Raw genomic sequence first — 18309 nt, 5'->3', positions numbered from 1 at the left:
TCATACCTCCGCGACATCGAGGGTGTGCTGCGTGGCGTCGGGCTCGGCGAAGGCCAGCAGCGCCATCGCCTCCTCCTCCAGGAGGTCCGGCCGGTGCGGCGCGAACGGGGTGGCGATCAGGGTGGCCTTCTTGCCCGACCGTTTGACCTGCCACGTCCCGGCGGCGAAACCGTCGATCAGGTACGTGGCGCGTACACGCAGGTTCTTGGTCGTGACCAGGCCCCGGTGCTCGTCGGCGACGATCCGCCGGCGGTCGGCGTGGCCGAGCACCAGCGTGTCGAAGTCGGGCAGGAACCGCACGGGGGCCGGCACGTCGGCGCCCGGCCGGGGCGCGTCCGGCAGGTCGTAGAGCTGCCTGCCGTCCTCGCCGGTGAGCACCTCCAGGCGGTCGCGCATGCCGTGCAGGACGGGCGCGAGCCCGCCCAGTCCCGACCACGCCTGCAGGTCGGCGGCGGTGGCGGGGCCGAACGCGGCCAGGTAGCGCTCGGCGAACGCCTCCGGCGAGAGCGCCCGGCCGACACCGGCCGGGGCGAAGGCGGGGTCGCGCGGGAAGCTCCACCGGTCCTGGGTCGGCACCATGACCAGCGGCACGAGCATGCGCACCGCGTAGCCGAGCTGCCGCTCGTCCGCCCCGGGGAACTCCCCGAGCAGCTTCGGCCGCAGCTCGTTGAACGTGTGCGGCCCCTCGGCCAGCAGGCGCGTGGCCGCGGCCACCACGGCGCCGGTGTCGATCCCGTCGAAGCGGCGCGCGGCGGCGGACAGCACGGGGTGCAGCAGCGGCCGGAACGCGGCGTAGTCGCCGGCGGTCACCAGGTGCAGCGTGGCCCGGTGCAGCGTCGCGCGGACCAGCGTGCCCGCGTGCAGTTCCCCGTGCAGCTCGTCCCGCCCGAACCCGGCCAGCCGGGTCCACACCCCCAGGTACGGCGGGCGCGGCTCCTGGGCCTGCAGCCCGGCCAGCCGGTGCACGACGTCGGCCGCGCTGCCCCGATGCCGCTGGAGGAGGTGCTGGCGGGCGAGGGTGGCCCGGTTGAGGTCGCGCAGGCTGAGCATGAACACATCATGCCTTTCCCCATTGAAGCGGTACGCGCCGCCTACCCCGCTCTGTCCGACGGTCACGCCTATCTCGACGGCGCCGCCGGCACGCAGGTCCCCCGGTCCGTGATCGACGCCATCGCCGGGGCCTACCGCGCGGGCCTCGGGAACGTGGGCGGGGCGTTCCCCGCCGCGCACCGCTCGGACGCGATCGTGGCGGCCTGCCGGGCGGCCGTGGCCGACCTGGTCGGCGGGCACCCGGACGGGGTGATCCTGGGGCCGAACATGACGACGCTCACCTACCGGATGGCCGGCGCGCTCTCCCGGGCGTGGGGCCCCGGGGACGAGGTCGTGCTGTCGCGGCTGGACCACGACGCGAACGTGCGGCCGTGGGTGCAGACCGGGGCGACCGTCCGGTGGGCCGAGGTCGATCCGGTGACCGGCGAGCTGCCGGTGGAGCAGTACGCCCGGCTCATCGGGCCGCGTACCCGGCTGGTGGCGGTGACGGCGGCGGGCAACGTGCTCGGCACCCGCCCCGACGTGGCCGCGATCACCGCGCTCGCGCACGAGGCGGGCGCGCTCACGTACGTCGACGGCGTGCACGCCACCGCGCACGGGCCGGTCGACATGCGGGCGCTCGGCGCGGACTTCTACGCCACCAGCGCCTACAAGTGGTCCGGCCCGCACGTCGGCGCGGTGGTCGCCGATCCGGCGCTGCTGGAGACGATCAGGCCCGACAAGCTGGCCTCCTCGCCCGACACGGTGCCGGAGCGGTTCGAGCGGGGCACCGCCGCGTTCGCCGACCTGGCCGGGGTGAGCGCGGCCGTGGACCACCTGGCCGGCCTGGTGCCGGGCACCGGGACGCGGCGCGAGCGGCTGCTCGCCTCGATGGCCGCCGCCGAGGCGCACGAGCTGGAGCTGTTCGGGGTGCTGCTGGCGGGCCTGGAGACGCTGCCGCACGTCACCCTGTACGGCAAACCGGCGCGGCGGACGGCCACGGCCTACTTCACCGTGGCCGGGCACACCCCGCGCGAGGTGGCCGGGCAGCTGGCGGCGCGCGGCGTGAACGTGTGGAACGGGCACAACTACGCCTGGGAGCTGACCGGCGCGCTCGGCATCCGCGAGGTGGGCGCGGTGCGGGCCGGCCTGGTCCACTACAACGACCGCTCGGACGTGGACCGGCTCCTGGACGGGGTCGCTCAGCTGCGGGAGGCGCGGCGGTAGTCGCCGGGCGTGGTGCCGTACCACTGCTTGAACGCCAGGTGGAAGCCGACCGTGGACCGGTAGCCGACGCGGCCGGCGACGGCGGCCTGCGGGAGCCGCGTGCCCGCGAGCAGCCTGGCGGCCTCGTGCATGCGGCGGGCCGTCAGGTGGCGCATCGGCGCCTCGCCGACGAGCTCGCGGAACGTGGCGGCGAAGGCCGAGCGTGACAGCCCGGCCTCGGCGGCCAGCGTCTCGACCGTCCACGGCTCGGCGAACCGGCTCTGCACGGCCAGCAGCGCCGCCCCCACGGCGGGGTGGCGCAGCGCCCGCAGGACCGGCGCGCCGCCCGGGTCGGCGAGCGCGGCCCGCAGCGCCAGCACGAAGGCGAGCTCGAACGCGCGCACCGCCACCAGGGGCAGCCCCGGCTCGCCCAGGTCCCACTCCTGCGAGAGCCCGGCCAGCGTGCCGGCCAGCAGCGGCTGCTCCGCGACGGCGTCCCGGTCGAGCACGAGCACGTGCGGCAGTGCCCGGTACAGGGGCGAGGCGGGCTCGTCGTAGTGCAGGCCGCCGCAGAGCATGGTGGTGGCCGGGCCGCTCCCGTCGATGCGCACGGTCCTGGCCGCGCCGGGCTCGCGTCCCGGCAGCAGGCTCTCCAGGGGCACGACGGGGCGGCCGGGGGCGTCGGCGAGACGGTGTGCGGTGCCGTGCGGGAAGACGGCCAGGTCCCCGGCGCGCAGCCGGATCGGCCCGGGCAGCTCGGGCAGCTCGACCGTGCAGGCGCCGTGCTGGACGTAGTGGATGAGCGCGCACCGCTCACCCGGCCCGGTGACGCCCCACGGGGCGTGCAGGGTCCAGCGGCTGTGGAAGACGCCCCGCAGGCGCAGGGGCGCGAGGAGCTCGCTCAGCAGATCCAACGGACGAACCTTAAATATCGGTGGATGTCGCTTTATCGAGCGTATCGGGGATCGGCGGCAGGCTGGGCGCATGAGATTCCTGGTGTTCGGCGCCACGGGCGCCCAGGGCGGCGCGGTGGCGCGCAGGCTGGTCGCGGAGGGGCACGCGGTGCGTGGCTTCGGCCGCACGACGGGCGTCCCCGAGGGGGTGGAGGCGTTCCCGGGCGATCTGGGCGACGCCGCGCGGGTGAAGGCGGCGTTCGCGGGGGTCACCCACGCGTCGGTGATCCTGCCGATGGTGTACGAGCCGGACCTGGTCTCGGCCTACGTCCGCAACGTGATCGAGGGGGCGGGGGCCGCGGGGGTGCGGCGGCTGGTGTTCAACACGGCCAACCGGCTGCCGGACACCGATACGGGGGTGGCCGCGTTCGACACGCGGCGGGCCGCGGTGCGGACGATGCTGACGTCGGGGCTGCCGGTGGTGGTGCTGCGGCCGTCGCTGTACCTCGACAACCTGCTCATGCCGGGCGTGCTGGAGTCGGGCGTGCTGCGCTACCCGCTGCCCGGCGGGCTGCCGGTGGCCTGGCTGAGCCATGCCGACCTGGCCGCGCTCACCCTGGCCGCGCTGACCCGGGAGGGGCTGTCCGGCGTGCTGAACGCGGGCGGGCCCGAGGCGGTGACGGGGGCCACGCTGGCGGCCGCCGCCGGGGCCCGCTACGAGGAGCTGGACGTGGACGCCTTCGCCGCCGGGCTGGGCGGGGCGCTGGGCGAGGCGACGGCCCGCGAGGTGGCCGCCACCTACCGCTGGATCGCCGCCACCCGGCCTGCGGGCCTGTTCGCGGCGTCCTCCTGGCACGGCCTTGAGCTGACGCCGCCGCGCGAGTGGATGGTCGGCGCGGAGATCGTACGCCACCATCGGGTGATCGAGGGCTGGCTGGCGGGGACGGGCGGGTTCGAGGCGTTCGAGGGCGCGCACGCGCCGGGGTTCACCATGGTCACGCCCGGCGGGGAGGTGCTGTCGCGCGAGCGGATGCTGGCGGAGGTCGCGGCGGCGCGCGGCGCGGACCCGGGGCTGCGCGTGGAGATCCGTGACGCGCGGGTGATCGCCGAGGCCGGGCCGCTGGTCGTGGCCGCCTACGAGGAGTGGCAGCGCGGCCGGGGCCGCCGGGCGACCGCGGTGCTGCGCCGGGAGGACGGCGCGCTGCGCTGGACCCACCTGCACGAGACCTGGATCAGCTGACCCGGCGGCGGCGGCGCGAAATCCGGATCAGCTGACGCGCAGGAGGGCGAAGGCCACCTCGGCGGCGCGCACCGCCTCGGGCTCCAGCTCGGCCGGCGGGACGCCGTCGGCCAGCGCCTGCCAGTTGCGGCGGGCCAGCACCCGCTGCGCGGCCAGCACCTGCGCGGCCAGCAGGGTCGCGGTCAGCTCGTCGTACGGGCCGGTCAGCGCCTCGGCCAGGGCCCGCTCGTCCTGCTCGACGTAGGTCGACACCCGCGCGGCCAGGCTCGGCGTGCCGAACACCATCCGGTGGAAGCCCATCACCTCCGGGTGGTCGTTCAGGCCGGTGACGGGGTCGTGGCGGGCCAGGCCGTCGAGGAAGTGCCGGCGCAGGGCCTCGACGGGCGGCACGCCGGGCTCGCGGCCCAGCACCACCCGGGCGGGCTCGCCCCGGTGGTCGGCGATGCGGTGCAGGACCAGGTCCTCCTTGGTCGGGAAGTACTTGAACAGCGTCGGCTTGGACACCTGCGCCGCCGCCGCGATCTCGGTCACCGGCACCTCGTCGAAGCCACGCGCCAGGAAGAGCCTGATGGCCGCCGAGGAGATGGCCTCGCGCACCCGCTGCCGCTGCAGCTCCCGCAGTCCCGTCATGAGCACACCCTAGCAAAGTGTTAACCTGGTCAATCTATTGACCGAGTTAATGTTCCGGAGGTGTCATGACCACGCTCGACGAGGAACGGCGCTACATCGAACTCTGCGGCGCCGCGCTGCGCAGGATGCTCGACGCCGCCCGCGACAACGTCATCGCCGGCGAGACCGTCGCCGCCGACCGCTACAGCGCCGAGCGGCTCGGCCGCCACCTGAAGAGCCTGGCCAAGGAGCTGAGCGAGGAACCGGGCGGGCCGCCGTTCTTCGGCAGGATCGACTTCGCGCAGGGCTCGGCCGAGCATCCCGGCCGCAGCTACCACATCGGCCGGCGGCACATCACCGGCGAGCACGGGAGCCCGCCGGTCGTGGTCGACTGGCGGGCGCCGGTGTCACGCGCCTTCTACCGGGCCGGCGCCCGCGACCCGCAGGGCGTGGCGGTGCGCCGCCGGTTCGGCTGGTCCGGCACCACGCTGACCTCCTTCGAGGACGAACGGCTCGAACTGGGCGAGGAGGATCGCGACAGCCGCATCCTGGCCGCCGAGATCGAACGGCCCCGCGTCGGCCCGATGCGCGACATCGTCGCCACCATCCAGCCGGAACAGGACGACCTGGTACGGACCGGTCTGGCCGAGTCGATCTGCGTGCAGGGCGCGCCCGGCACCGGCAAGACCGCCGTCGGGCTGCACCGGGCGGCCTTCCTGCTGTACGCGCACCGGCAGCGGCTGGAGCGCGGCGGCGTGCTGGTGCTCGGCCCGAACCGGGCCTTCCTCGGCTACATCTCCGCCGTGCTGCCCGCGCTCGGCGAGATGGACGTCGAGCAGACCACGCTGGAGCGGCTGCTCGGCTCCGTGCCCGTGACGGCCGTCGACAGCACGGCCGCCGCGCTGGTCAAGCATGACGCCCGGATGGCCGTGGTGCTGCGCGAGGCGCTGTACGCGCGCGTGCGCAAGCCGGTCGAGCCGCTCGCGGTGCCCGACGGGTCGGTCACCTGGCGGGTCGGCGAGGCCGGGCTGCGGCGGATCGTGGACGACACCCGCCGCGAAGCGCTGCCGTACGCGACGGGCCGCGAACGGGTCCGCGCCCGCGTGGTGGAGCTGGTGCGGCGGCAGGCCGAGGCGCGGGGGCTCAGCGCCACCGCCGCCTGGACGCGCCGGACGGGCAGGGCCGTGACGCCGTTCCTGGACACGGTGTGGCCGGCCGTACGGCCGGAGGAGGTGCTGTTCCAGGTCCTGAGCGGCCGCTCCCCCGCCACCGCGCTCACCGGCGCCGAGCGGGACGCCGTCGTCTGGGGGCGGCCGCCGCGCGGCCACCGGAGCGCCCGCTGGACGGAGGCGGACCTGGTGCTGCTCGACGAGCTGGCCGGGCTGATCGAGAGGCCGCGCGGCTACGGCCACGTGATCGTGGACGAGGCGCAGGACCTGTCGCCGATGCAGTGCCGGGCCGTCGCCCGGCGCAGCGAGCACGGCTCGCTCACCGTGCTCGGCGACCTGGCGCAGGGCACCACGCCGTGGGCGGCCCGCTCCTGGGCCCGGCACCTGGAGCTGCTGGGCAAGCCGGACGGCCGGGTCGTCGAGCTGACCACCGGCTACCGGGTGCCCGCCACGGTCGTCGAACTGGCCAACCGGCTGCTGCCCGCGCTGGAGGCCGACGTGCCGGCCACCCGCTCGCACCGCTCCGACGGCAGACTGCGGGTGATCCGGGCCGACCGGCTGGAGAGCGGCGTGGTCGCGGCCACGCGGGAGGCGCTGACGTTCGAGGGCTCGGTCGGCGTGATCACCGCCGACGACGCCGCCGAGACGGTGACGGCGGCACTGTGGGACGGCGGCCTCGACGTCGGCGACCGGCACAACGGACAGCACAGCGGGCGGCACAGCGGGCGGCTCGGTGTCGTGCCCGCGTCGGCGGCCAAGGGCCTGGAGTACGACCACGTGGTGGTGTGCGAGCCCGCCGCCATCGCCGGCAGCGGGGAACGCGGGCTCAACCTGCTGTACGTGGCGCTGACACGGGCCGTGTCGCGGCTGGACGTGGTGCACGCCCTGCCGCTGCCGGCGCCGCTCGACAGCGTCTCGGCAACCGGTGTGTGATGGTGTCATGGACGACCCCGGGCGTTCCTTGCAGGTCCTGTCGGCGATCGGCTTCGGGTGCGCGGCGGTCGCCGTGCTGTTCCGGCCGGTCCTGTTCGGCCCGGCCGGGATCGTCCTCGGCCTGGCCGGTCACAGCCGGGGCGAGCAGCTCGGCAAGTGGACGGCGCTCGCCTCGGCCGTCACGATGATCGTCGGCATGATCGTCAGTTATCTGCTGGCGCCGCCGTGAGATCCTCGGGGGTGTGCTGCCCCCGATCGACGCCCTGCGTGAGCTGATCACCTCCCACCTCGGCCGGTTCCCCCGGCGGGAGGTGCCGCCCGCCGAGGGCATCCGCCGGGCCGCCGTCACCGTGTGCGTGCTGGAGGACGCCGCGCGCGAGCCGTACACGATCCTCATCAAGCGCGCCCCGCGCGGCCGCAATCCCGGCCAGTGGGCGCTGCCCGGCGGCCGGCTGGACGACGGCGAGCAGCCCGTGGAGGCGGCGCTGCGCGAGCTGGCCGAGGAGACGGCGGTGACCGGGGTGGAGGTGGCGGGGCTGCTCGACGACTTCGTCACCGACTCCGGGTTCGTGATCACGCCCGTGGTGGCGTTCGGCGGCGCGCAGGAGCCGGTCGGCGACCCGCGCGAGGTCGCCTCGGTGCACGCCGTGCCGCTGGAGCGCTTCCTGGCGCCGGGGGTGCCGCGCTGGCACGACGGGCTGCTGCAGATGCCACTCGGCCCGTCGATCGTCGTGCACGCGCCGACCGGCGCGATCTTGTGGCAGTTCGCCGAGGTGGCCCTGCGCGGCCGTGAGCTGCGCGTCTTCGACGTCGCCCAGCCGCACTGGACCAGAACCTGACCGGCTCTCCGGGCGGTGGCAGGCGGCGATGAGCAGGGCGGGCCGCGAAGGGCACCCCGCCGTCCCGCGGGAGCGGCACCTCGTGCAACGCGCCGATCGGCGCGATTTTGCGGCAGTTCGCCGAAGTGCCCCCGCGTGGCCGTGAGCTGCGGGTCTTCGACCTCGCCCGGCCGCGCTGGACGAGAACATGACCCACTCTTTGGGCCCGGTGGAATACGTGCCGCCGGATGTCCGTTAGCATCGAATGGCCGATGTGGTCTGTGTCCCCCGGGCCGCAAATTACCGCCTTCACGGAATACCGTTCGGCTGGAACCGTGTTGTGCATCTCGCCGAGGAGGCGACCGCCACATCGGCCTTAACAGCTTCCAGGCGCCCCGTCCCCGGACGGGGCGCCTGCCTTATGGTGGGTGGCCGAGCCGACGATCGTCCAGGAGAGCCCGTTGCTGTATCAAGTGGTCAAGTTCGCCGCCGCGCCGCTCGCTCACGCGATGTGCCGTCCGTACATCTCGGGCGCCGTGCACGTGCCGAGGAGCGGGCCGGCGATCCTGGCCGCCAACCACCTGTCGGTGCTCGACTCGTTCCTGCTGCCGGCGCTGCTGCCCCGGCACGTCACGTTCGCGGCGAAGAACGAGTATTTCTCCGGCAACCCGGTCTCCGGCTGGTTCATGCGGCTCGGCGGGAGCCTGCCGACCGACCGGGAGAGCGCGCACGCCGCCCAGGACATGCTCGACGCGGCCGCCGCGCTGCTGGAGCGGGGTGAGCTGTTCGGCATCCACCCCGAGGGCACCCGCTCCCCCGACGGCCGCCTCTACCGGGGCAAGATCGGCGTGGCCTGGCTGGCGCTGAAGACGGGCGCGCCGGTGCTGCCGGTCGCGCTCAGCGGCACCGAGAAGGTGCTGCCGCTGGGCGCCAGGGTGCCCCGCCCGGCCAAGATCGGCATCGCGATCGGCGAGCCGATGACGTTCACCGGCGACCACACCAGGGCCCAGGACCGCCGCCGCGTCACCGACGACATCATGACCGCCATCCAGAAGCTGTCCGGCCAGGAGTACGTGCCGACCTACGCGGCCAGCCACAAGGCGGCCAACGGAACCGGAGGGGGCTGACCGTGGCGCGTGGCCGCACCATCGCGATCGTGTCCGGCGCCACCGTGCTGGCGCTGGGAGCCGCCGGCGGGGGCGCCTACTACCTGTTGCACACCCGCGGCACCCCCGCCGAGACCGCGCAGCGCTTCGCCGAGGCGTGGCAGGCGGGCGACCAGGCCCGGATGCGCGCCGAACTGGCCACGCCACAGGAGCTCGGCGTCTACGACCAGTTCCGGCAGGGCCTCGGCGTGGAGTCCAGCACGATCCAGGTCGGCGCCCCCGCCGAGCGTGACGGCCGCGCCACCGTCCCCTACACCGCCACCCACCGGCTGAAGAACGCCGGGGAGTGGACGTACGAGGGCGAGATCGCGCTGAAGGTCGCCGACCGTCACTGGAAGGTCGACTGGACGCCCGCCACCCTGCACCCGCAGCTGACCGCCGGGGCGAAGTTCGCGCTCAGGACGAGCTGGCCGGACCGGGCGGCGATCACCGACGCGGGCGGCGGACGCATCGACACCGGCGACGCGGGCGGCTCGGTGCAGCAACTCGTCGGCTTCCTGGACAAGGCCACCAAGAAGGACGTGGCCAAGCTCGGCTCCGCCTACAAGGTCGGCCAGGCCATCGGCCGGGGCGGGCTCCAGGAAACCTTCCAGGAGCGTCTGGCCGGCACGCCCGCGACCGAGATCCAGGCCGGCGGCAAGACCCTGAAGAAGATCGAGGGCTCCGACGGCGAGCCGCTCCGCACCACGCTCGACCCGGGCGTGCAGGCCGCCGCCGTCACCGCCGTCAAGGACGTGGACAAGCCCGCCTCGATGGTGGCGATCGCGCCGGGCACGGGCGAGATCCTGGCCGTGGTCAACAACCGGGGCGGTTTCAACCGCGCGCTCGACGGCCGCTACCCGCCCGGCTCGACGTTCAAGGCCGTCACGGCCATCGGGCTGCTCGCCGACGGCCTGTCGCCGCGCGACACCGTGACGTGCCCCCAGTACGTGACCGTCGGCGGGCTGCGGATCCGCAACTCGGAGAAGGCGGAGTTCGGGTCGCTGTCGTTCTCCGACTCGTTCGCGCACTCGTGCAACACCACGTTCGCGCCGCTGGCCAAGGAGCGGCTGGGCGCCGACAAGCTGGTCGAGACGGCCGAGCAGGTGGGCTTCAACCAGCCGCTGGCGATCGGCGTGCCGGCCACCAAGGCGAGCTTCCCCCGCGCGCAGTCGGACGCCGAGCTGGCCGCCGAGTCGTTCGGCCAGGGCCGGATCACCGCCAGCCCGCTGTCGATGGCCTCGGTGGCGGCCGCCATCGCCGACGGCACCTGGCGCCCGCCCACCCTGGTCCCGGAGCTGAAGCAGAAGGCCGAGGCCCGCAAGCTCCCCGACGGCGTCACCGAGCCGCTGCACGACATGATGGCGGCCGTCGTCACCAAGGGCACCGCCAAGTCGGCCGGGCTGCCGTCCGGCACCCGCGGCAAGACGGGCACCGCCGAGTACGGCAGCGGGCCGAAGCTCGACTCGCACGCGTGGTTCATCGGGTTCACCGAGGGCGTGGCGTTCGCGGTGGTGGTGGAGGGCGGCGGAGGCGGCGGCAAGGTCGCCGCCCCGATCGCCGCCGACTTCCTGCGCGCCCTCCCGTCTCCCTGAGTCCCCGGCTCGGCCCGGCCGGGGCCCGCGTCGCGCATTGTTTGCATGCAATGCATGCAGTCGGCTAGTGTCCGGTGGCATGCAGAACGACGTGGCACATCGCCGGCTGCGCGAACTGATCCTGGACGGCACGTACCCGCCGGGGGCGCGCCTGACGGAGCTGGACGCGGCGGCCGCCCTCCAGATGTCGCGCACCCCCGTGCGCGAGGCGCTGCGCGCCCTCGCCGCCAACGGCCTGGTGCGGCCCACCGGCAGGGGCGTGGTCGTGGTCGCCCTCGACCCCGCCGACCTGGAGGACGCCTACCAGGTACGGGCCGCGCTGGAGGCGCTGACCGCCGAGACGGCCGCCCGGCGGCAGCGCGACGGCCGCATCGCCCCCGCCGACCTGGTGGCGCTGGAAGACCTCGCCGCCACCACCGCCGGGGCCACCGACGCCGGGCGCCTGAGCGAGGCGGTCGCGCTCAACCGCCGCTTCCACCGCCGCGTCGCCGAGCTGGCCGGCAACGCCATCGCCCTGGACACGCTGGACCGGGTCTGGGACCAGATCCACGTCTCCACCCTGCGCTCCCTGGCGCCTCCGGCCCGCCACGCGCACGTCACCGCCCAGCACACCGACCTGCTGGCGGCGATCAGGGCCGGCGCCCCGGAGGAGGCGGGCCGCGTCGCGCGCCTGCACGTCCTCGACACCCGGGCCAGCGCCGGTGACCTGTCCGCCCGGCCCGCCTGACCCCCCACCTTCGAGCGACGAGGAACACCCATGTCCCACCTGCACACCTACGCCACCACCGTGACCTGGACGGGAAACCGGGGCACCGGCACCAGCGGCTACCGCGACTACGCCCGCGAGCACGAGCTCACCACCGACGGCCCGGCGCCCATCGCGGGCAGCTCCGACCCCGCCTTCCGCGGCGACCCCGCCCGCTGGAACCCCGAGCAGCTCCTGGTGGGCGCGCTCTCCCAGTGCCACATGCTGTCCTACCTGCACGTGTGCGCCGTCGCGGGCGTCGTGGTCACGGCCTACACCGACCACGCGACGGGCACCATGAACCAGACCGCCGGCGGCGGGCACTTCACCGAGGTGACGCTCCACCCCCGGGTCACCGTCGCGTCGCCCGCCATGGCGGAGACGGCCCTGCGGCTGCACGCCGACGCCCACCAGGCGTGCTTCATCGCCGGCTCGGTCAACTTCCCGGTGCACCACGAAGCGACGGTCCTGGCGGCTCCGGAGACGAACGCCTGACCGTGCCCGCGCGGCGCCCGCGGCGTGCCGGGCGCGGGTCAGCGGAGCGAGAAGGCGTCCGGGGCGGGTGCGGCGGCCTGGGCGGGAACGGGGCGCGGCTGGTCGGAGGAGGTGACCAGCGCCAGCGCGCCGGCGGCCTCGTGGCGGAGAACCATGATCAGGAGTGTGGCGACCAGCGTGGCGATGAGCAGCCAGCTGATCAGGATGATGACGGTCGAGCGGCGGGGCCTGCGGCGCGCCCCGGCCTCTCTCTCGGACCTCGCCTCGCTGCGACGCACCCGCTCGTTGAACGATTCGAGCCGTGCCACGAGTCGCGGATCGTCGTCGACGAGGTGCTGCTCGATCTGGGCCAGCATTCGCTCCTCGTCCTGCGACCAGGCCATAGGTGCACCTCCGGAACGCAAGCTCTGTGCGGGGTTTCCTGCCCAACCATGAAGATCATTAGCCCCGCCCTGACCCAGTAATTGCGACCTCTTTTCGTTTGCGATCACGGTCGAACCTTTGTTCTAATCATGGCATGCGCTGGGACAACCTGCGCCTGGCCGACCCCGGCCGGGCCGATCCGGCCGCGCCGCTGTTCGCTCGCGGCGCGGTCACCCGCACGTTCGACACGCCCGGATTCCGGGGGATGACCTTCTACGAGATCCAGGCTCGTTCGATCGTCAACCGGGTCCCGGCGGCGAGCCGGGTGCCGTTCGAGTACACCATCAACCCCTACCGGGGCTGCGGTCACCGGTGCGTCTACTGCTTCGCCCGCAAGACGCACGAATACCTCGACCTCGACGCGGGCGCGGACTTCGACTCGAAGATCGTGGTCAAGGTCAACGCGGCGGAGCTGGCCCGCAAGGAGCTCGCGGCGCCGCGCTGGCGGGGGCAGCACGTGGCGATGGGCACCAACGTCGACTGCTACCAGCGCGCCGAGGGCCGCTACCGGCTCATGCGCGGCATCCTGGCGGCGTTGCGCGACGCGGCCAACCCGTTCTCCGTGCTGACCAAGGGCACGCTGATCCTGCGCGACCTCGACCTGCTCACCGAGGCCGCCGACCGGGCGGAGGTGGGCGCCAACCTGTCGGTCGGGTTCGTCGACGCCGACGTGTGGCGCTCCGTCGAGCCGGGCACCCCGGCCCCGCACCGCCGCCTGGAGACGTGCGCCACCCTCAACGACAACGGCATCGCGTGCGGTGTCCTGATGGCGCCGATCCTGCCCTATCTCACCGACTCCCCCGCCCAGCTCGACCGCACGGTCCGGGAGATCGCCCAGGCGGGCGCGACCCACATCACGCCCATCGTGCTGCACCTGCGGCCGGGGGCGCGCGAGTGGTGGCTGGCGTGGCTCTCCCGCGAGCACCCCCGGCTCGTCCCGCGCTACCTGGAGCTGTACGGCAGGGGCGCCTACGCGCCCAAGGCCTACCAGGAGCGCGTCACCGCCCAGGTGAGAGCCCTGGCCGAACACCACGGCGTGGGCCGCGCCCCAGCAGCTGACCCTCCTCTGAGGCCCGGCAGGGGTTCCCCGGCGCGAGCGCGGCGCGCGTCGGGGAGGATACGGGGGTGAGTTTCCGGCTGGCGGCATATGCCGTGTGCATCGAGGGCGAGCGGGTGCTGCTCGCCCGCCACGTAGGTCCCACGGGCGAGTCCACCTGGACCCTGCCGGGTGGCGGGGTCGAGCACGGGGAGGATCCCTTCGACACGGTGATCCGGGAGGTCGCCGAGGAGACCGGCTGCGACGCCGTGGCCGAGCGCCTGCTCGGCGTGGACTCAAGAGTGATCCCCGCCGCCGAGGCCCGGGCGGGCGTCGTGCACCACAACGTCGGTGTCTTCTACCGGGTCCGCGTCACCGGCGGCCGGCTCCGGCCCGAGCCGAACGGGGAGACCGCCGAGCCGGTCTGGACCTCGATCGCCGGCGTCGCCCACCTGCGCCGCTCGTCGCTGGTCGACGTCGGCCTGGCCCTGGCGCGGGCCGTCCCCGCGACCGGTCACGTCGCTCCGGTGCCGGTCGGCGGCCTGGTCCAGCACTGAGGCCGCGTCAGGCCCGGACCTGCCCGGGGGCCGCGCGCGGCAGGTGGCGGGGGCTGACCGCGTGCGCAGGCAGCCCGCGTTCGGCGTACAGCAGGATCGCCGCGCCGGCCAGGACCGTCAGCGCCAGCACCACCCACAGGAGCCACGGACCGGCCTCCAGCAGGAACCCCAGCAACAGGGGCGCGACGGTGCGGCACAGCGACCAGGACAGCTGGTAGACCGACAGGTAGCGGCCGCGCAGGTGGCCGGGGGCGGCCTGGACCGACAGGCTCTGCGACGGCGCGGAGTGGACGAGCTCGCCGGCGGTGTAGAACACCGCGACGACCAGGACGGCGACGAGGGCGTCCGTGCCGCTGACGAGCCGGGGCAGCACAGCGAAGGCGGCGAAGGAGAGCGCGAAGACGAGGGCGCCGAGCGCGGCCCCGCGGGTGCGCCTGCCGCGCAGGGTCAGCCGGGCGACCGGGACGCCGAGCGCCGCCACGAGCACGGTGTTGACCGCGAACACGATCCCGGCCAGGGCTCCGGGGATGCCGACGTCGCGGGTGAGGAAGATCGGCAGGGCGATGGCCTGGGTGGTGTAGCCGAAGGCGATGAGGAAGTTGGCGGCGGTCAGGAGCAGGTAGGGCCGGTCGGCGAGCACCTGGCGGTAGCCCTCCCCCACCGCCTCCGGACGCCCGGCGCCGCGGCCGGCGGCCGGGATCCGGGTCACCAGCGCCGCGGCGACGGCGAAGACCGCGGCCAGCGCCACCGTGGCGCCGGTGAACCCGGCGTCGCCGTCGACCGCGAGCAGTCCCGCCGCCGCCAGGCTGCCGAAGCCCATGCCGCCGTTGCGCAGGCTGCGGTCCCAGGCGAGCAGGCGGTCGCGTTCGGCTCCCCGGGCGAGCTCGCCGATGAGCGCGTGCTGGCCGGGCGAGGAAGCCCACATGCCCACCGCGACCACCAGCGCGACCGCCAGGAAGGCGGGGAAGGAGCCGGCGAACGGGTAGACGGCGAAGCCGGCCGCCCGGAGCGCCAGCGCGCCGACGACCACCCGCCGGGCGCCGATCCTGTCGATGAGGACGCCCACGACGGGCATGAACGCCAGGGCGCACAGCCCGGCGACGGTGAGGCCCGCGCCGATCGCGGTCAGCGACAGGCCGGTGAGCGAGTGGACGAACAGCAGGGTCAGCGGCACGTAGATGCCGTCGCCGATCGAGCCGGCCAGGCTCGCGGCGATCAGGCGGCGGCGCACGCCCCCGTCAGCGGAGGTCGAGCGCACCGCGTCCCCGCTTCAGCTCGGCGAACGCGCCCAGGCCGGCCAGCGCCCGGACGGCGTCGAACAGCCGGATCGCCTCCCGGCCCTTCGGGACGGAGGTGAGGACGGGGCCGAAGAACGCGGCGCCGTCCACGGTGACGACGGGGGTGCCGGCCTCCTCGCCGACCGCGTCCTGCCCGGCCCGGTGGCTGGCGCGCAGGGCCGGGTCGAACTCGGTGGTCCCGGCCGCGGCGGCCAGCGACGCGGGCAGGCCCAGTTCGGCGAGGGCTTCGGCGACGACGGCGGCGTAGTCCTTGTCGCCCGCCAGGTGGATGCGGGTGCCGAGGGCGGTGTACAGGTCGCGCAGGATCGCGGTGCCGCGCAGCGCTTCGGCGGCGGCGCACACGCGGGCCGGCCCCCAGGCCCGGTCGTTGAACTCGCGATACCAGGGCTCGACTTCGCGGTGCTCGTTGAGCACGGACAGGCTCATGATCCGGAAGCTCAGGTCGATCGGGCGCAGCCGTTCGACCTCGAGCAGCCAGCGGGAGGTGACCCAGGCGAAGGGGCAGGCCGGGTCGAAGTAGCACACGACCGTCACCACGGAGGTATCTTCCATGGAAGACACTTTACCTTCCACGGAAGGTATAATGGAAGGCATGCAGCCCGACGCCATCACCGCCATGATCGACCAGTGGAAGCGCGAGCGACCCGATCTCGACGCGACCCCGATGCTCGTCATCGGCCGCCTCTTCCGGCTCACCGGCACGCTCGACCAGCGGCTCCGCCCGCCCTTCAGCGCCGCGGGCCTGGGCAACGGCGACTTCGACGTGCTCGCGGCGCTGCGGCGGTCCGGCGAGCCCTACGCGCTGTCGGCCGGCGAGCTCAGCCGTACCGTGCTGGTCACCACCGGGGCGATCACCAAGCGCGTCGACCGGCTCGAAGCCCGCGGCCTGGTCAGCAGGTCCGTGGCCGAGGACGATTCACGCGGACGGCTCATCACCCTCACCGCCGAGGGCGCCGGGCTGACCGACGAGCTCATGGCCGTCCACCTGGACAACCAGCGCCGCCTCCTGTCCGGGCTCACCCACGACGAACAGGCCCAGCTCGCCCACCTGCTCGGACGCCTCGCCGCCACCCTCGGCTAGACGGGGGCGAAGAGCGTCCGGTTCGCGCTCACCCCGCTACGGAATCAGCGGCGGGAGGACACCCCACGCGCGCAGCAGTCCCACGGCCACCGCGACGAGGATGATCATCAGCACCCCCGCGACGTGAACCCGCCGGTACAGGCGGGCCATCTTGCGCGCGCCACGCATTTCGCGCTCCCGCTCCCGCCGGGCGCGTAACTCAGCGATGTGCCGACGGCTCGTGACCTTGAGCCTGCTCCGATCGATCTCCTGCCGGTGCATGACCTGATTCTGCCCAACCGCGGCACTCGCCGGGCATCCCGGTCCGGAGCGCCGTACCCCTGGGCGCCACCGCTAGGCGGGCGCGAAGAGGCGGGCGAGGTGGCGGTCGACGGCGTTCACGACCTCGTCCGGGCTGTAGTGGCCGATCAGGGCGGGGTGGACCAGGCCCTGGGCGAAGGCGAACAGGACGGTGGCCTCGTGGGCGGGGTCGAGGGCGGCGGGGATCTCGCCGGCGGCCTGCGCGGCCGCGAGCCGGCCGGCGTAGAAGGCGAGCACGTACGGCAGTCCCGTGCGGTAGAGCTCGGCCGTCGGGGCGTCGACGACCGAGCGGGCCAGGAAGGCCAGGCCGACGCGGGCCTCGAAGCGGCGTTCGTCGTCCAGCGGGAGGAGCTCCAGGATGCCGGCCCGCAGGAGCGCGCGCGGGGAGTCCTGGGGGGCGGCGGCCACCCGCAGGGAGATGCGGGTGTTGAGGTGCCGCAGGGCCGCCAGGAGCAGCTCGTCCTTGGTGGCGAAGTAGTGCTGGACCAGGCCCATCGAGACGCCGGCGGCCGCGGCGACCTCACGCAGGCTGACGCCGTCCATGCCCTTGGCGTCGATCAGCCGCTGCACGGCCTCGGCGAGGTGGCGCCGCCGCGCCTCGTGGTCCACGATCTTGGGCATCTGTTTTCTCCATGCGGGTGCATTGTCAACGGTATCGCGGCTGTTTACCATGCGAGTGCATTGTGAAGGAGGCGGTATGCGGGTGCTGATCGTCGGGGTGGGCACGCGGGGTGACGTCGCGCCGTACGCCGGGCTCGGCGTCCGGTTGCGGGCGGCCGGGCACGAGGTGGCGATCGCCGCCCACGAGCCGTACGCGCGCCTGGTGACGGACGCGGGCCTGGAGTTCCGGGCGATCCCCGGCGATCCGCTCGCGGTGCTGGCGGGAGGCGTGCGCCCGGCGGGCGTGCGCGGGTTCGTGGAGTACGGGCGGCAGGTCGAGGACGGGATCGTGGCCGCGGCCGAGCAGGGCGCGGACGTGCTGCTGCTGAACGTGCCCGCGTCCGCCGGGTGGCACGTGGCCGAGGCGCTGGGGATCGCGAGCATGGGGGTGCACCTGCAGCCGGTGGAGCCGACCGGCGACTTCCCGCCGGTGCTCGGCCCGTTCACCCGGTCGCTGGGGCGGTGGGGGAACCGGGTGGCGGCCCGGACGGCGTTCGTGATGCCGTCGCCGGCGCACGCGGGGTCGGCCGGGCGGCTGCGGGCCCGGCTGGGGCTGCCTCCGATGAGCTCGCGGGAGGCGTACCGGAGGCGGGAAGCGGCGGGGTGGCCGGTCTTCCACGGGTTCAGCCCGCTGGTGCTGCCCCGGCCGGGTGACTGGCGCGCGGGGCTGGAGGTCACCGGCTACTGGTGGCCGGAGCGGGAGCAGGGGTGGCGGCCGCCGAACGGGCTGGAGGACTTCCTGGAAGCGGGGCCGCCGCCGGTGTTCGTGGGGCTCGGCAGCCTGGCCGGGACGCACGGCGGGCGCGTGGCCGAGCCGGTCGTGCGGGCGCTGCGGCAGGCGGGGCTGCGCGCGGTGGTGCAGGTCGGGGCGGCGGACATGGCGGCGGACATGGCGGCGGACACAAAGGCGGACGCAAAGGCGGGCATAAAGGCGGGCATAAAGGCGGGCTCGGGGGCCGATGGCGTCTTCGGTCTGGGCGAGGTGCCGCACGACTGGCTGTTCCCCCGGGTGGCGGCGGTCGCGCATCATGCCGGGGCGGGGCCGGCTCTTTTACACAACTCCGAGCCCCCGAGCAC

Annotated in this window: 21 protein-coding genes; 13 read left to right on the top strand and 8 right to left on the bottom strand. The window is 74.5% G+C overall.

Annotated features, from left to right (window positions below; all coding sequences use genetic code 11):
* Positions 1-1050: a winged helix DNA-binding domain-containing protein gene (locus ADY59_RS27965; protein ID WP_049567861.1), complete on the bottom strand. Its 1050-nt coding sequence runs from the start codon at positions 1048-1050 to the stop codon at positions 1-3.
* A gap of 9 nt (positions 1051-1059) precedes the next feature.
* Between ADY59_RS27965 and ADY59_RS27960 the strand changes: the two genes are divergently transcribed.
* Positions 1060-2256 carry a cysteine desulfurase-like protein gene (locus ADY59_RS27960; protein ID WP_049567799.1) on the top strand — a complete coding sequence of 399 codons (1197 nt, stop codon included), beginning with the start codon at positions 1060-1062 and terminating at the stop codon, positions 2254-2256.
* Here ADY59_RS27960 and ADY59_RS27955 read toward each other — a convergent pair.
* Positions 2232-3149 carry an AraC family transcriptional regulator gene (locus ADY59_RS27955; protein ID WP_049567797.1) on the bottom strand — a complete coding sequence of 306 codons (918 nt, stop codon included), beginning with the start codon at positions 3147-3149 and terminating at the stop codon, positions 2232-2234. The two genes, ADY59_RS27960 and ADY59_RS27955, sit on opposite strands and share 25 nt — an antisense overlap.
* A gap of 70 nt (positions 3150-3219) precedes the next feature.
* Here ADY59_RS27955 and ADY59_RS52800 point away from each other — a divergent pair, with 70 nt between their 5' ends.
* Complete coding sequence (locus ADY59_RS52800; RefSeq protein WP_053175232.1) at positions 3220-4368, top strand: NmrA family NAD(P)-binding protein; 1149 nt, start codon at positions 3220-3222, stop codon at positions 4366-4368.
* Between the two features lie 27 nt (positions 4369-4395).
* Here ADY59_RS52800 and ADY59_RS27945 read toward each other — a convergent pair whose 3' ends face one another.
* A complete protein-coding gene (locus tag ADY59_RS27945; protein ID WP_049567794.1) occupies positions 4396-4998 on the bottom strand; it encodes a TetR family transcriptional regulator in 603 nt (200 codons plus the stop codon).
* Between the two features lie 65 nt (positions 4999-5063).
* Between ADY59_RS27945 and ADY59_RS27940 the strand changes: the two genes are divergently transcribed.
* From ADY59_RS27940 to ADY59_RS27910, 7 genes are all read left to right on the top strand, one after another.
* The gene (locus ADY59_RS27940; protein ID WP_049567793.1) at positions 5064-7079 is read left to right on the top strand and encodes a HelD family protein; all 2016 of its coding nucleotides are present in this window, start codon (positions 5064-5066) and stop codon (positions 7077-7079) included.
* 7 nt (positions 7080-7086) lie between these two features.
* Positions 7087-7308 (top strand): hypothetical protein, encoded by a 222-nt coding sequence (locus tag ADY59_RS27935; protein WP_049567791.1) that lies wholly within the window; start codon positions 7087-7089, stop codon positions 7306-7308.
* Between the two features lie 13 nt (positions 7309-7321).
* Positions 7322-7918, top strand: coding sequence for an NUDIX hydrolase (locus ADY59_RS27930; RefSeq protein ID WP_049567788.1), 597 nt, complete (start codon positions 7322-7324; stop codon positions 7916-7918).
* A 488-nt stretch (positions 7919-8406) separates the two neighbouring features.
* On the top strand, positions 8407-9024 hold the full coding sequence (locus tag ADY59_RS27925; RefSeq protein ID WP_082310463.1) for a lysophospholipid acyltransferase family protein: 618 nt from the start codon (positions 8407-8409) through the stop codon (positions 9022-9024).
* A gap of 2 nt (positions 9025-9026) precedes the next feature.
* Positions 9027-10637, top strand: coding sequence for a penicillin-binding transpeptidase domain-containing protein (locus ADY59_RS27920; protein WP_049567785.1), 1611 nt, complete (start codon positions 9027-9029; stop codon positions 10635-10637).
* A gap of 79 nt (positions 10638-10716) precedes the next feature.
* Entirely contained in the window at positions 10717-11364 is a 648-nt protein-coding gene (locus ADY59_RS27915; RefSeq protein WP_049567784.1) for a GntR family transcriptional regulator, read from the top strand.
* A 30-nt stretch (positions 11365-11394) separates the two neighbouring features.
* The gene (locus tag ADY59_RS27910) at positions 11395-11877 is read left to right on the top strand and encodes an OsmC family protein (protein WP_049567783.1); all 483 of its coding nucleotides are present in this window, start codon (positions 11395-11397) and stop codon (positions 11875-11877) included.
* A gap of 38 nt (positions 11878-11915) precedes the next feature.
* Here ADY59_RS27910 and ADY59_RS27905 read toward each other — a convergent pair whose 3' ends face one another.
* Positions 11916-12260 (bottom strand): DUF3040 domain-containing protein, encoded by a 345-nt coding sequence (locus ADY59_RS27905; protein WP_082310461.1) that lies wholly within the window; start codon positions 12258-12260, stop codon positions 11916-11918.
* Between the two features lie 134 nt (positions 12261-12394).
* On the opposite strand from ADY59_RS27905, the gene ADY59_RS27900 reads away from it, so the two are divergent.
* Together ADY59_RS27900 and ADY59_RS27895 are read left to right on the top strand one after the other, a co-directional pair.
* Entirely contained in the window at positions 12395-13429 is a 1035-nt protein-coding gene (locus ADY59_RS27900) for an Rv2578c family radical SAM protein (RefSeq protein ID WP_049567782.1), read from the top strand.
* Positions 13426-13893: an NUDIX hydrolase gene (locus ADY59_RS27895; protein ID WP_049567781.1), complete on the top strand. Its 468-nt coding sequence runs from the start codon at positions 13426-13428 to the stop codon at positions 13891-13893. Before ADY59_RS27900 ends, ADY59_RS27895 begins: the two co-directional genes overlap by 4 nt.
* A gap of 7 nt (positions 13894-13900) precedes the next feature.
* Here ADY59_RS27895 and ADY59_RS27890 read toward each other — a convergent pair whose 3' ends face one another.
* Both ADY59_RS27890 and ADY59_RS27885 read right to left on the bottom strand, forming a co-directional pair.
* Positions 13901-15151 (bottom strand): MFS transporter, encoded by a 1251-nt coding sequence (locus ADY59_RS27890; RefSeq protein ID WP_082310460.1) that lies wholly within the window; start codon positions 15149-15151, stop codon positions 13901-13903.
* Complete coding sequence (locus tag ADY59_RS27885) at positions 15132-15743, bottom strand: mycothiol-dependent nitroreductase Rv2466c family protein (protein WP_049567780.1); 612 nt, start codon at positions 15741-15743, stop codon at positions 15132-15134. Before ADY59_RS27885 ends, ADY59_RS27890 begins: the two co-directional genes overlap by 20 nt.
* Positions 15744-15783: 40 nt before the next feature.
* On the opposite strand from ADY59_RS27885, the gene ADY59_RS27880 reads away from it, so the two are divergent.
* On the top strand, positions 15784-16272 hold the full coding sequence (locus ADY59_RS27880; protein WP_049567847.1) for a MarR family winged helix-turn-helix transcriptional regulator: 489 nt from the start codon (positions 15784-15786) through the stop codon (positions 16270-16272).
* 36 nt (positions 16273-16308) lie between these two features.
* On the opposite strand, the gene ADY59_RS27875 is transcribed toward ADY59_RS27880, so the two are convergent.
* Both ADY59_RS27875 and ADY59_RS27870 read right to left on the bottom strand, forming a co-directional pair.
* Positions 16309-16533, bottom strand: a complete 225-nt coding sequence (locus ADY59_RS27875; protein ID WP_049567777.1) for a hypothetical protein — start codon at positions 16531-16533, stop codon at positions 16309-16311.
* 72 nt (positions 16534-16605) lie between these two features.
* Positions 16606-17193, bottom strand: a complete 588-nt coding sequence (locus tag ADY59_RS27870) for a TetR/AcrR family transcriptional regulator (protein ID WP_049567773.1) — start codon at positions 17191-17193, stop codon at positions 16606-16608.
* Positions 17194-17269: 76 nt separating this feature from the next.
* On the opposite strand from ADY59_RS27870, the gene ADY59_RS53475 reads away from it, so the two are divergent.
* On the top strand, positions 17270-18309 hold a 1040-nt coding region (locus ADY59_RS53475; protein ID WP_049567770.1), incomplete at its 3' end, for a glycosyltransferase.

The sequence above is a fragment of the Nonomuraea sp. SBT364 genome (genome assembly GCF_001083785.1).
In the GTDB taxonomy this organism is placed as follows: Bacteria; Actinomycetota; Actinomycetes; order Streptosporangiales; family Streptosporangiaceae; genus Nonomuraea.
This window is presented reverse-complemented; position numbering and strand designations above follow the sequence as displayed.